The sequence below is a fragment of the Achromobacter sp. FW305-C-13 genome (assembly GCF_058783475.1).
This window is the reverse complement of record NZ_JBYSYN010000001.1, coordinates 73,445-85,982: the sequence shown is the minus strand read 5'-3', so window position 1 is coordinate 85,982 and position 12,538 is coordinate 73,445. Positions and strand designations below refer to the sequence as shown.

The window sequence follows — 12,538 nt, the reverse complement described above, 5'->3', positions numbered from 1 at the left end:
CTCCTAGCGCAGCGCGACGGCAGCGTCGCGTTCGAATTGACCGTCCGCATCCAGCTCGCGCAGCGCACGGGCTTCGGCCGCCGTGGGCGGTTCGGACGGCACGGCGCCGGTGGCGTCGAACTCGAACCCCGTGCGTTCGCGCACTTCAGACAGGCTGGACTCCGGATGCCACGACTGCAAGGCCAGCTTGCCATCGCGCTTCACGAACACGGCGATCGGCGTCACCACGCCATGGAAGCCGCCCCAGGACGTCATGAAATCCAGCTTCTGCACGAACGTGCGGCGCGAGTGTTCCGTGCGCCACGTGCACGCGCGCCGCGCCGTGGGCAGCATCACCGCCCCGCCCCCGCCGCCCGGCAGGCGCACCTTGGGCTCGTGCCAGTCGCCGATGCAGGAATTGTTGGCGCAACCCGCGCCGTCGATCTGCGCCGCCCCCAGGAAGGTCAGGTCCATGCGGCCCCGCGTGCACAGATCGTAGAAATCCTCGTTCGAGAAAATCGACGCCGTGTGCTCGGCCAGCACCGGGTCCGAGCTCGATATCGGAATGTGCGACGGCCGCGGATTCACGCCGCCGGCCACGTTGATGTAGACGAAGTCCCAGTCATAGGCGCGTTTCGCCAGCAGGCACGCCAGCATCGGCATCGTGGAATTGACGCCGCTGAACGTGATCTCGTCGGGGCGGATGAAACGCGCCAGGTTGGTGACGATGTACGAAAAGCCCGACCATTGCTCAGCCATGATTGCCCCCTTGCGCTTCGGGCGCCGCGGCCAGATGCGCTTGCAGATCGCTGTTCTTGTCCATGTATGCCTCTACCGCGGGATAGTCGATGGCGTAATCCGGCCAGCACGATCCCGGCCACGCGCTGCCCGGCGCCACGGCGTAGGCCTGCACCATGAAGTACGGCACCAGCGTGGATTCCGGCTGCGCTTCGAACACCGCGCTGTCGACGACCTTCTCGGCCACCACCAGCACGCTGCCTGCGGCGCGCGACATGATGCGGTCCCAATGCGCCGTGCCGTGCACGCGCACATTGCCCAGCGCGTCCACTTCAGAAGCCTGGATCACGGCAAAGTCAGGACGAATGGCCGGCACGACATACGTCTTCTCGCCACTACCATAAGGGTCGTCCAGGCAGGCCCAGCCATTGAGCGCCGGCAAGCCGCTGCCATGCAGGCCGCCGCAAGGCTGGAACGGCACGCCGAACGCCGCCGCCCGCAACCCCGCCGTCAGGCTGGCGCAGGCATGCTCTTCCAATTCGACCTCGCGGCGCTCCACGGCGCGCCGATACCAGGGCGCCAGTCCGAAGTTGCCTTCCATCGCCACGATGCCCGCGCGCACGCGGCGCAGCACGCCGGCGCGGCACAGGATGTCCACGTCGTAGCCGGGCGATTGCTTGATCAGTTCAAGATCGCGCTTGCCCTGGCGGATCAGTTCGCGCACGAACGCGAACGGCCCGCGGTGCAGGAAGCTGCCGCCCAGCGCAATGGATGCGCCATCCGGCACCAGCGCGGCCAGCTCCGCCACCGAGCACTGCTTGTTCTTTTGATTGAAACCCGAAGCCATTGTCTTGTCCTCCCCTGCTGATTCTTGGTGCCCTAGCGCGCCTGCAGATAGGCGGCCACGCGGTCCTTCAACCCCGGCGCCGCCGCCGAACGCACCAGGCGCGCCAGGTCGGCATCCGGCGTCTCAAGCGACAGGGCCGCATACAGCTGAACCCGGCTGGCGTCCGTCAACGCGGCTGCCGTTTCCGCCGCCTGTTGCTCGATTTCAGGCCATTCCTGCTGCTCGGCAAGCCGGCTGGCGAAGCCGTCACGCAACGCCTCTTCCGCATTGAACGTCGCGGCTTGCTCCAAGACCGTCCGGGCCCGTTCAGCGCCCACCAGCGCGGCAAAGCGGCGCGTACCCAGCACCAGGCCGAACTTCAGCCCCGGCATGCGGAACGTGGCATCCGGCGCGCTGATGCGCCACTTGCACGCACCGAACAGGTCGACGCCCGCGCCGAAATTGCGACCATGCGCCAAGGCCACCGTCAGGCAGGGCGATGCCGCCAGGCGCTGCAGCAAGGTTTCGATGCGCACGAAGCGCAGCAGCAGGTCGCCCTCGCTTTGCGCCTGCCAGTCGCCGAAGTCGAAACCCGCGCTGAAGTTCTTGCCCTCGCCCTTCAGCACGATCAGCCTGGCACCCTGGGCCTCGGCCGCGTCCAGCGCCGTGATCAGCGCCTCCACCAATTCGGCCGACAGCGCATTCATCTTCTCGGCGCGCGTGAGCGTCAGCACATGCCGCGCGCCCTGCTTGTCGATATGCAGAACGCCGCTCATGCCGTCGCCCCTTTCTTGGCGCCGCGCAAGGCGCCCAGCACCTCGTCGTTGTGTTCGCCCAGCGCGGGCGGACGCAAGCGCAGCGCCGTGGTCTGGCCGTCGAACCGCACCGGCAGGCCAAAGGTGCGGGTCTGCACGCCGTTGGGCAGTTCCACCGGCTGCACCCACCCCATGTGCTCCACCTGCGGGTCGGCCAGCACTTCGGAATATGTGTTGATCGGCGCGCACGGCACGCCGGCCGCACGGAAGCGCGCCAGCCAGGTCTGCGCATCGTCATTGGCGAAGATGGCTTCAAGGATTTCGCGCAGCGCCGTCTGGTTACGGGCGCGGGCGCTGGTGTCGGTAAAGCGGGGGTCGGCCAGCAGGTCCTCGCGGCCCACGGTCGCGCAAACGCCCTTCCACAGCGCCTGGTTGCCCGCGGCCATGCCGAAGTAGCCCCCCTTGCATCGGAACGCCTGGTACGGCGCGTTGCGCGGGTGCGCCGACCCGAGCTTGACCGGGTCCTTGCCGCTGCCGAAGAACTCCGACGTCTGCAAGGCGGCGATGCCCAGCGTTGCGCCCAGCATCGGCACGTCGATGTGCGTGCCCTGCCCGCTGGCCTGGGCTGCGCGCAGCGCCGACGCGATGGCGAAGGCGCCGTACAGCCCCGCTGAAAAGTCCGCCACCGGCACGCCGCATTTCACGGGTTCGCCGCCGGCCTCGCCCGTCACGCTCATGATGCCGCTCATCGCCTGGATGGTCAGGTCAAACCCCCCTTCCTGCGATCGCGGGCCCGATTGGCCGTAGGCCGAGATCGAGCAATAGACCAGCTTGGGATTGGCTTCGCGCAATTGCGCATAGCCCAGCCCCAACCGGTCCATCACGCCCGGCCGGTTGTTTTCGATCAGCACGTCGGCGGTCAGCGCCAGTTCGCGCGCCAGGGCCAGGTCGCCCGGATCTTTCAGGTTCAGCGTCACCGACTTCTTGTTGCGGTTCAGGGACGCGAAGTTCTCGCTGTAGCCGTCGGAGATGGGCGGCCAGCTGCGCAAGGTGTCGCCGCCCTCGGGGTTTTCCACCTTGATTACGTCGGCGCCCATATCCGCCAACAACATGCCGCAAAACGGCCCCGCCGCGACATTGCAAATCTCCAGCACCGTGATGCCGGCAAGTGCCGAACTGGGTGTCATGTCTGACCTCTCGTTATAAAAATTCAATATTTAGGATTCGAAAAATATTATAAGAGCGCGGTTTGCAGGATGGCATCATGCCGGACGGATTTATGACATTCACCCGTGTTTCCTAGTGCAATCCCTAGGTGACGCGCTTAATTGTTGACCAGCATATCACCGTGTGGAATTCTACGTAAACCATTTATTGGAATACAAGTCCTATATTTTAGGACTTATAGAACAGGGTCGCAGCGCAGCAAGCCCCCGCAGCCGCAGGGGCCCGCGCAGAACGGCCCGACCACACCAAGGAGACTCCCCATGAAGCAAACGTGGCGCATTGCGCTCGCCGGCGCCGTTCTGGCGCTGGCCGCCGGCCCTGCCCAAGCCCAGGCCTGGCCCTCGAAACCCGTGCGCATGGTCGTGCCGTTTCCCCCAGGCGGCGCCACGGATGCCGCCGCGCGCATCTACGCGCAACACCTGGGAGATCTTCTGGGGCAAGGCGTGGTGGTCGAAAACAAAGCGGGCGCGGGCGGCGAAATCGGCGCCGAGTACGTCGCCAAATCGGCGCCCGACGGCTACACACTGCTGATGGGGGCCGTAGGCAGCCATGCTATCCACGCCGCCATGCCGGACAAGCCGGGCTATGACTTCGCCACCGCATTTGTCGGCGTCTCCATGGCGACCAGCATGCCGATGGCGGTCGCCGTGAACAGCAAGGTGCCCGCCACAAACGTGCAGGAACTGATCGCGCTGGCCAAGAGCAAACCCGGCACCATCACGTTCGGATCGGCAGGCCCGGGCACGTCGCAACACATGGCGGGCGAACTCTTCCAGGTGGTGACGGGCACCCGCCTGATGCATGTGCCCTACCGCGGCAGCGGCCCGGCCATCACCGACTTGCTAGGCGGCCAGATCGACATGGTGATCGAAACCCTGCCCGCGCTCCTGCCGCAGGTCGCCAGCGGCAAGATCCGGCTGCTGGGGGTAACCACCGCCACGCGCGCCACCGCGCTACCCGACCTGCCCACACTGATGGAGCAAGGCGTGAAGGATTATTCCGTCGCCACCGCCTACGCGTTGCTGGCGCCCGCCGGCACGCCGCCTGCCGTCGTCGACAAGCTGTCGGCTGGCATGCAGAAGGCCGCCGCCATGGGCTCGGTGCAGCAGGCCGCGTTGAAGCTGGGCGCCGATGCCGTGGCCACATCGCCCGCCGACACCAGCCGCGTGCTCAAGCAGGAAGTCGCCCGCTGGGCGGACGTGGTGCGCATGTCGAACGCCAAATGACGCCTGCCCACGCATCCTCCCCATCGATGGCCGCGGACCTGGCCATCGTGGGCGGCGGCTCGGTCGCCGTCAGCCTGCTCTACCAATTCCTGCTGGCACTGGAAGCAGCGGGGCGCGGCCCCGCCTCCCTCCCCTTGCGCGTTGCGCTTTTCGAACCGCAAGCGGAGCCGGGGCCGGGCGGCGCCTACCAGTCAGACCTGCCCAGCAACTTGCTCAACATCCCCGCCGGCAACATGTCGGCGCGGGCCGATCAGCGGATGGACTTCGTCGACTGGCTGCGCGAGCAGGATCCCGCCTGGCTGCGCGGAGCGGGCGTCGAGGCCGTCGCTCCGTCGGACTTCCTTCCGCGGCCGCTGTTCGGCGCTTATATGCGCGCCGTCCATGCGCGTTGCCGCCAGTTGGCGCCATCGTTGGGCGTGACATTGCTGCATGTGCAAAGCCGGGTGCAACGCGTGTCGCCGCTGCCCGATGGCGCCGTCTGCGTGAATCCGGACGAGGGGCCGCCATGGCGTGCCCGCCAAGCGGTGCTGTGCAACGGCAACCTGCCTTCGCAGGCCTTTCCGCATCTGGAAGGCGCGCCAGGCTATTTCAACAGCCCCTACCCCGTCGCCGAATTGGCAAACAGGATCGCGCGGGATGACGCCGTGTGCGTCGTGGGCACCAGCCTCAGCGCCGTGGACGCCATCGCCGCCTTGCAGCAGTCCGGCCATCGCGGGCCCATCCTCTGTGTATCGCGCAACGGGCGGCTGCCCTCCGTGCGCAGCCCCCACAATCAGCCGCCCGCGGCGTTGCGCCACCTGAGCCGCGACGGCGCCTTGCAACTGGCCGCACGCCACGGCGGGACGCTATCTGTCGAGGTCATCACGCAAGCGTTGAAAGACGAGGTGCGGGCGATGGGCGGCACGCTGGACGCCGACGACGTGCTGGGCCTGGACGCAGACGCGCACACGGCGCTGGAAGAAGAGATCCGCCGTTCGTCGCAAGCGGCCCGCCCCTGGCAAGCGGTGGCCGCCGCCACCAACGCGGCGGTCGATCAGATCTGGCATTTGATGCCCGCCTCTGAACGCCGCGTTTTCCAATCGCAATGGCGATCCCTGTGGATGGCGCGCCGCGCCACCTTTCCGATGCGCAATGCGCTGAAACTTCAGGCGCTGTTCCAAAGCGGCCAGTTGCAGGTGCGGGCGGGTTATGTGGACAGCCACTACGACCCGGCGGACCAGCAGTTCCAAACGCGCCTGCGTGGGGCCGATGGCCTCGTCACGCAGGCCAGCCGCCATCTGGTCAACGCCACGAGCTTCTCGGTCGATGCCGCGGCCACACGTGATCCATTGGTCGCCACGCTGCTGCAGGACGGTCATGCGCAGGCGGACCCGTTCGGCGGGCTCGCGCTGGACTACGAATCGGGTTGCCTGAAAGATGCGCGGAACGCGGTGCTGACGCAGATCTCGGTGCTGGGCAGCCTGGCCGGCGGCACCTACTTCTGGACCACGTCGATGGATGTGAACGCGCGCTTGGCGCGGGATCAGGCGCAGCGCCTCGCAATTGCGCTCGCGCGGCCGGCGCCGCTTACTGATCCAGGAAACCCCGCCGATAGCCCATCCCCTGCGAGATGGCCTGCGCACAGGCCGACACATCCGGCGCCAGCTGCTTCATCCTAGCGGCGCTCAGGCGGTCCAGCGGGCCGGAGATACCCACCGCCGCCACGGGCTGGTCCAGGCTGTTGAACAGCGTCACGGCCAGCCCGCCCACGCCTTCGCGCCATTCGCCACGGTTCACGGCGTAGCCCGCGCGGGCGATCTTGCGCAGCTCGTCTTTCAGCAGCGCCATGGACACGATGGTGGACGGCGTGTGCCGCACCAGTTGCTCGGCATAGCGTTCGACATAGCCGTCAGGCTGGTAGGCCAGCAAAGCCTTGCCGGTTGCGACGGCGTAAGCGGGTGCGCGGCCGCCCACCATGGAATAGGCCCGGATGGGCTGCGGGCTGTCGATCTTGTCGACGTAGACCACATCAAACCCGTCCAGTACCGACAAGTGCACGGTTTCGCCCGTCTGGTCAGCCAGCGTGCGCATGAACGGGGCCGCCAGTTTGCGCACGTCAAGTTGCGCAAGCTGGCGCGCCGCCAGTTCGAACAGGCGCACCGCGCCACGGTATCCGCCGCCGTCATCGTCCTTGATGACGTAGCCGGCGTGGATCAGCGTTTGCAATGTGCGATGCGTATTGCTGCGGGTGAGGCCAACCCGCGCGGCCAGCGCATCGATGGTGCGCGGCGGATTGTCCACGTCGGTCACCGCCTCCAACACCATCAGCCCCTTGAGCAGCGTCTTGTCCATGCTATTTTTTCCTAATATTTAGGACAGGAACATAGCATGAGACGCCGCGCGCGAACAGCGCTTTCGGGGCGCGGCGCTCAGCCTTTCAGCCCGGGGATGGTGGCACGCACGGCGGCGGACCGGTCCCACAGATTCGGCAGGCTGGGCGACGAATAGCCGGAGACAAATGGCTTGGGCTGCCCCGTCTGTGGATCATAGACATGGCGCGACACCGCACCGATGTTGCCGCCGTACAGGTGCACACTGATCGACACGCGATCCGCGAAGGCGTTGGACACGCGATGGATGTCGCCCTCTTCAGGCGACAGGCGTTCGACGTCACCAGGCTGCAAGGTGGTGGCCTCGCCCGCGGGCGTCAGTTGGCCGTCCGGATGGCGCACGTAGCGCTGATTGATTTCGGCGCCGCGCAGCATGCCCACATAGCCCCAGACCTCATGGTCATGCACCGGCGTGAACTGCCCTGGTCCCCAGACGAAACTGACCAGCGAAAACCGCTCCAGCGGATCGCAATGCAGCAGGAACTGCTGGTAGTACTGCGGATGCGGCGTGGTACAGGCCTCGGGCAACCAATCGTCGTGGCGCACCAGGTCGGCGAAGGCCGCTTCCAGCGCCGGCGTCTGCGCCAGCCCGTCCGGGGTGGCCAAGCGCGTCGCGGTGGCGATAAAACGGCGAAGCCGGTCCAGACCGGGTGAAGCGTCGGGCATTGCGTGTCTCCGTGTCGGCGAGAAAATCCCAGATGAGAAAACCAGTATCCACCATTCGGGATACTTGCGCACGTTTATCCCTGTCGCGATCACGGCGATGGGAGCCAAGCCGCGCTTGACAGGCCTGGGCGTAAGCGCGCAGCGTATCGGACTATCTTCCAGGTTGAAAATGACGAGTACTTATCAAGATATTCCGCCCACGCTGGTGGAGACGTTACACGGCGCACAGCGCGTCGTCGTCTTCACCGGCGCCGGGGTTTCCGCGGAAAGCGGCATCGCCACCTTCCGCGATGCCTTGACCGGTTTGTGGTCGCGCTTTGATGCGCAAGCACTGGCCACACCCGAAGCGTTCCGCGCGCATCCCGATGTGGTCTGGGGCTGGTATGAATGGCGCCGCGCACAAGCGCTGCGCGCCGAACCGAACGCCGCGCACCGCGCCATTGCGGCGTTGGCGCGCCACGTGCCCGAATTGATCGTCGTCACGCAGAACGTGGACGACCTGCACGAGCGTGCCGGCAGCCCTCAGGTAGCGCACCTGCACGGCAGCCTGCATGCGCCGCGCTGTTCATCTTGCGGTACGCCGCAAGCGTTGTCCGGCGGCGTGCCGGAGGAACCCCACGAAGGACGCCGCCTCGCGCCGCCCGCCTGCACGCATTGCGGCGCGCCGGTGCGGCCCGGCGTCGTCTGGTTTGGCGAAAGCCTGCCTGCCGACGCATGGAGCGACGCGCTGCGCGCGGCCGAACAATGCGATCTGCTCTTCTCCATCGGCACGTCGGCGCTGGTCTACCCTGCCGCTGAATTGCCGCAACGCGCACTGGCCGCCGGAGCCACGGTCGTTCAGGTCAACCCGACCGTGACGCCGCTGGACCGGCAAGCGCACTGCAATTTGCACGGCGCTGCCGCCGACGTCATGCCCCGCCTGCTGGCGGCGGCTTTCGGCGCCACGGGCCGCTGACCACCCTCCGCCACACTCTAGCAACAGGCCCCTTGCCGATGGGCGACGCGGGCTTGATCGCGTCATGTCTGGTGAAGATTTGTGAAGATCTTTAGGGCCGTTGTGGAGTAGAAACAAGGTTGCTGCAGCAGTCGAGGGGAAACCCCAAATCTCACCGCTTCGTCACCGGATTACAGTGGCGCAAGCTGTTTCGGCCGTGGAGAGCATCATCCCTTTTTCCTGGAGACTTCCCGATGTCTTTGTGCGCTCATCAGACGGTGTCCTGCATCGTGTGGTGCGCCACGCCACGACCACCGAAACCATCGCCAAACTTGAGAGCGTTCCCAGCAATTACCACCTAGATTGCGAGTGCATGCTTGATAACGGCGAAACGCTTTCCTGGATAGGAAATAACCAGTATCGTCAGACTAATGGCGGTGCGATCTACACCGCCGAATCCGATATCACGACGCCCCGAGGCGAATCCCGCAAAAGCGGCGCCGCCAAGCGAAGTGGGCCGGATGCATACAGGGCAACCCCGCACAAGAAACTGACTGCGGAGCGCGCTCGTTTACCACTAGCTGTCGTCAATCTAAAAACCGGCAACGATTGGAGCTTGATACGCGCCTGGCGCGAGCACCTCAATATCAGCACTGCGGATATGGCTGCCCGGCTTGGCGTGGATCACTCTATCTACATTGAATTGGAACGGCCGCGTCCACGGCCTCGCCAGGTCATCCTGGATCGCGTTTCGGAAGCATTGGGCGTGTCACCCGACCAACTCGATGATTCATTGTTAGGGGGACGTTTTCAGTAGCGCAGCGAGGGGGATTCCCCTTGGCTCCGGAAATTGAAGCGTCCACGTGACTTTGGCGCCGCATGAAAGACGGCCCCGCGCAGGAGGTAAGCAGTATGCTCGGCACCGCAAGACGATTGACGGACGTGCTGGTCACGTCCCCTGATGGCACCCTGTACCGCATTGAACGTTTCGTGGCCGACCTTGACGCGTATTCCGCGCTGGGCACGTCGCGCTTTGATCCGAAGATGCATTGCATCTGTCGGACCAGTTCAGGCGAAAAAGTCACCTGGCTTGGCGGCCAGGCGTACGAGATGCTCAAAAACGGTATCTCGCTGACGGCCGTCGACCGACGACGGCGGTGAGCCCGTGCCCTACCGCGTGAATCGATCCACCAGGAAGTCCACGAAGGTCGTGAGCTTGGGCAACGCCTGCCTGTCCTTGGGATACAGCAGCGAGATCGGGCGCGCGGCGGGCCAGTACGGCTGCAAGATCGGCACCAGCCTGCCCGCGCGCACGTCATCACCCAACAGCAGTTCGGGCTGCAGCACCACGCCAAAGCCCGCCAGCGACGCTTGCCGCAGCGCCTGGCCATTGTTCGACACGAACCGGCCGGTGGGATACCCCACCTGATTGCCGTCCCCGCTGTTCAACTGCCAGCCCGTGCGGCGGCTCCAATAGGAAAAATCCAGGCATTGATGCCGCACCAGATCGTCCGGCGTGGCGGGCGTTCCGTAGCGCTCCAGATACGCGGGTGCCGCGCAGACTATCATCTGGTAGCGTCCGATCGTGCGCGCGACGAGCGTTGAATCCGCCGGTTCGCCGATCCGCACCGCCAGGTCATAGCGCGCCGCGACGATGTCTTCCACCGCATCGCTCAGCACCAGCTCCACACTGACATCGGGATAGATGGACAGGTAGTCGGCAATGGCCGGCGTCAGCGCGAATGAACCGAAGGTCACGGTCGAGGTGATGCGCAAATGGCCCCTGGGCGTCAGGCGCAAAGCTTCGGCGCCCTGTTCAGCATCGCGGATCTCGGCCAGGATGGTCTTGCAGCGCGCGAAATAGGCCTGACCCGCCTCAGTCAAGCTTTGCCGGCGCGTGGTGCGGTTCATCAGGCGTACGCCCAAGCGGGCCTCCAGGCCCTTGACGTGCTTGGCCGCCATGGCCGCCGACATCTGGTGCCGCGCCGCCGCCGCGGTCAGGCTGCCCAGCTCCACGACCGCCACGAACACTTCCATGCTTAGCAAGCGGTCCATGAATTACGCACCCTGAGTGTGAAGTGTTTCCACCATTCCTGGATTTTTCCATGGAAATCGAACGGCGAGAATGCTTGCATGCACTGGCGCTTGGCCGGTGCGCCCCAAAGCCAACAGATTTCGGGCAATCCCCGGGAGACCCTTATGAAAATCATCCTTATCGGCGCCACCGGCACCATCGGCCGCGCGGTCGCACAAGAGCTCGGCCAACGCCACGACATCATCGCCGTGGGCAAGACCCAAGGCCAGTACCAGGTCGACGTGACCCGCAGCGACAGCATTCGGAACTTGTTCGAACGCGTGGGCAAAGTGGACGCGATCGTCTCCACGACCGGCACCCTGCACTTCGGCCCGCTCTCCGAAATGACGGCAGACCAGTTCAAGATCGGCTTGCATGACAAACTGCTGGGCCAGGTGGACCTTGCGCTGATCGGCCAGCACTACGTCAACGCGGGCGGCTCCATCACGCTTACCAGCGGCATCGTCAGCGACGAACCCATCCGCTTCGGCGCCAACGCCTCGGCGGTCAATTCCGCCATCGACGGTTTTGTGCGCGGCGCGGCCGTGGAGCTGCGAGGCATCCGCATCAACTCCGTCAGCCCGACCGTGCTGCAGGAGTCGATGGCAAGCTATGGCCCGTACTTCCCCGGCTTCGAAGCCGCGCCCGCCAGCCGCGTGGCCCTGGCCTACAGCCGCAGCGTCGAAGGCGCGCAGACAGGGCGCGTGATCCGGGTGTGGTGATGCACGATTGACCTGCTGCAGCGGACTTGGCAGCAGTCGCCCAGACAAAAGAAAAGCGGCTTGATAGATGACCATCAAGCCGCTTTTTGTATTGCTTTTGCCTTTCGGCTGAACCGCGGCATCGTTGATACCGCGTGTTCAAAATAAGGTGGCGCGCCCGGCAGGATTCGAACCTACGACCCCCTGGTTCGTAGCCAGGTACTCTATCCAGCTGAGCTACGGGCGCTCCGAAAGAGGCGTGTTTATAACATGAAAAAATACCATCGTGCAAATCGGGGGCCGAAAACCCGCGGTTTTCGGGGATGCACGATGCCTTGCGCCAGATCAACGATGGCTTGTGCCCCCGCGCAGTACGCTGAATGTGCAGCAATACAGGACCGGATCCTGCCCCACCGCGCATGCAGGCAAACCATGGCCAAGAAATTTCCGATGTATCCCAAGCACCCCGAACGCATCTGCTGGGGCTGCGACCGCTATTGCCCGACCGACGCGATGAGTTGCGGCAATGGCTCCGACCGCACCATGCACCCCATCGAACTCCTTGGAGACGATTGGGCAAGCGTGGGGGATTGGGGATTCGAAGACACCGATGATGCGCGGCACGGCGCGCAAACTGCGGCCACACAAGCGCCGCAGCACTGAATTTCCCGGCGCAGTTTCAATACGCATGCACGCCATGCGCCGGAAAAACAAAAAGGCCTTCGATACGAGATCAAAGGCCTTTCCATTTTCTTTCTTTGGCGCGCCCGGCAGGATTCGAACCTACGACCCCCTGGTTCGTAGCCAGGTACTCTATCCAGCTGAGCTACGGGCGCTCCGACAAAGAGGCAAAATTATATCAGAATAATTAAGCCGTTGGGGCTGCTGCTGCCCCTATTTGCTTTTTCTTTTAAGTTTTTTCGCATCCTGCGTTCACAAGGAACATGGGGTACTGAAAACTTGGCGCGCCCGGCAGGATTCGAACCTACGACCCCCTGGTTCGTAGCCAGGTACTCTATCCAGCTGAGCTACGGGCGCTCCGA

14 protein-coding genes and 3 tRNA genes are annotated in these 12,538 nt (G+C 64.9%); 7 read left to right on the top strand and 10 right to left on the bottom strand.

Translation table 11 applies throughout. The features are described from left to right. Positions 1–3 precede the first annotated feature (3 nt). From AC3WMU_RS00485 to AC3WMU_RS00470, 4 genes are read right to left on the bottom strand one after another with little or no spacing between them, the layout of a single operon-like run. The gene (locus AC3WMU_RS00485) at positions 4–738 is read right to left on the bottom strand and encodes a CoA-transferase subunit beta (protein WP_006225534.1); all 735 of its coding nucleotides are present in this window, start codon (positions 736–738) and stop codon (positions 4–6) included. Beyond that, on the bottom strand, positions 731–1,564 hold the full coding sequence (locus AC3WMU_RS00480; RefSeq protein WP_088589083.1) for a CoA transferase subunit A: 834 nt from the start codon (positions 1,562–1,564) through the stop codon (positions 731–733). Before AC3WMU_RS00480 ends, AC3WMU_RS00485 begins: the two co-directional genes overlap by 8 nt. Before the next feature lie 32 nt (positions 1,565–1,596). Further along, on the bottom strand, positions 1,597–2,319 hold the full coding sequence (locus tag AC3WMU_RS00475) for an enoyl-CoA hydratase/isomerase family protein (RefSeq protein WP_488704408.1): 723 nt from the start codon (positions 2,317–2,319) through the stop codon (positions 1,597–1,599). Continuing rightward, positions 2,316–3,485, bottom strand: coding sequence for a CaiB/BaiF CoA transferase family protein (locus AC3WMU_RS00470; protein ID WP_427961995.1), 1,170 nt, complete (start codon positions 3,483–3,485; stop codon positions 2,316–2,318). Before AC3WMU_RS00470 ends, AC3WMU_RS00475 begins: the two co-directional genes overlap by 4 nt. A gap of 300 nt (positions 3,486–3,785) precedes the next feature. On the opposite strand from AC3WMU_RS00470, the gene AC3WMU_RS00465 reads away from it, so the two are divergent. Further along, positions 3,786–4,751 (top strand): Bug family tripartite tricarboxylate transporter substrate binding protein, encoded by a 966-nt coding sequence (locus AC3WMU_RS00465; RefSeq protein ID WP_492281637.1) that lies wholly within the window; start codon positions 3,786–3,788, stop codon positions 4,749–4,751. After that, complete coding sequence (locus AC3WMU_RS00460) at positions 4,748–6,409, top strand: FAD/NAD(P)-binding protein (protein WP_492281636.1); 1,662 nt, start codon at positions 4,748–4,750, stop codon at positions 6,407–6,409. Before AC3WMU_RS00465 ends, AC3WMU_RS00460 begins: the two co-directional genes overlap by 4 nt. Here the strand turns inward: AC3WMU_RS00460 and AC3WMU_RS00455 are convergent. Further along, positions 6,318–7,082, bottom strand: coding sequence for an IclR family transcriptional regulator (locus tag AC3WMU_RS00455; protein ID WP_006225528.1), 765 nt, complete (start codon positions 7,080–7,082; stop codon positions 6,318–6,320). The two genes, AC3WMU_RS00460 and AC3WMU_RS00455, sit on opposite strands and share 92 nt — an antisense overlap. 77 nt (positions 7,083–7,159) lie before the next feature. Further along, positions 7,160–7,786 carry a cysteine dioxygenase family protein gene (locus AC3WMU_RS00450; protein WP_280026804.1) on the bottom strand — a complete coding sequence of 209 codons (627 nt, stop codon included), beginning with the start codon at positions 7,784–7,786 and terminating at the stop codon, positions 7,160–7,162. A gap of 169 nt (positions 7,787–7,955) precedes the next feature. Here AC3WMU_RS00450 and AC3WMU_RS00445 point away from each other — a divergent pair, with 169 nt between their 5' ends. The 3 genes from AC3WMU_RS00445 to AC3WMU_RS00435 all read left to right on the top strand — a co-directional run bounded on the left by AC3WMU_RS00445 (position 7,956) and on the right by AC3WMU_RS00435 (position 9,881). Beyond that, the gene (locus AC3WMU_RS00445; protein WP_006225526.1) at positions 7,956–8,741 is read left to right on the top strand and encodes an SIR2 family NAD-dependent protein deacylase; all 786 of its coding nucleotides are present in this window, start codon (positions 7,956–7,958) and stop codon (positions 8,739–8,741) included. 196 nt (positions 8,742–8,937) lie between these two features. Further along, positions 8,938–9,537 carry a helix-turn-helix domain-containing protein gene (locus AC3WMU_RS00440; protein ID WP_006225525.1) on the top strand — a complete coding sequence of 200 codons (600 nt, stop codon included), beginning with the start codon at positions 8,938–8,940 and terminating at the stop codon, positions 9,535–9,537. Between the two features lie 95 nt (positions 9,538–9,632). Beyond that, positions 9,633–9,881, top strand: coding sequence for a hypothetical protein (locus tag AC3WMU_RS00435; RefSeq protein ID WP_175216741.1), 249 nt, complete (start codon positions 9,633–9,635; stop codon positions 9,879–9,881). A gap of 9 nt (positions 9,882–9,890) precedes the next feature. Here AC3WMU_RS00435 and AC3WMU_RS00430 read toward each other — a convergent pair whose 3' ends face one another. After that, positions 9,891–10,775, bottom strand: coding sequence for a LysR family transcriptional regulator (locus AC3WMU_RS00430; RefSeq protein WP_280026806.1), 885 nt, complete (start codon positions 10,773–10,775; stop codon positions 9,891–9,893). Positions 10,776–10,919: 144 nt separating this feature from the next. On the opposite strand from AC3WMU_RS00430, the gene AC3WMU_RS00425 reads away from it, so the two are divergent. Next, the gene (locus AC3WMU_RS00425; protein ID WP_006225522.1) at positions 10,920–11,516 is read left to right on the top strand and encodes a short chain dehydrogenase; all 597 of its coding nucleotides are present in this window, start codon (positions 10,920–10,922) and stop codon (positions 11,514–11,516) included. A gap of 149 nt (positions 11,517–11,665) precedes the next feature. On the opposite strand, the gene AC3WMU_RS00420 is transcribed toward AC3WMU_RS00425, so the two are convergent. Next, positions 11,666–11,742: transfer RNA gene (locus tag AC3WMU_RS00420), tRNA-Arg, on the bottom strand. A gap of 185 nt (positions 11,743–11,927) precedes the next feature. Between AC3WMU_RS00420 and AC3WMU_RS00415 the strand changes: the two genes are divergently transcribed. Continuing rightward, entirely contained in the window at positions 11,928–12,158 is a 231-nt protein-coding gene (locus AC3WMU_RS00415) for a DUF3079 domain-containing protein (protein WP_006225521.1), read from the top strand. 96 nt (positions 12,159–12,254) lie between these two features. Here AC3WMU_RS00415 and AC3WMU_RS00410 read toward each other — a convergent pair. Both AC3WMU_RS00410 and AC3WMU_RS00405 read right to left on the bottom strand, forming a co-directional pair. Beyond that, positions 12,255–12,331, bottom strand: a tRNA-Arg gene (locus AC3WMU_RS00410). Between the two features lie 125 nt (positions 12,332–12,456). Further along, positions 12,457–12,533, bottom strand: a tRNA-Arg gene (locus tag AC3WMU_RS00405). Positions 12,534–12,538: the final 5 nt, after the last annotated feature.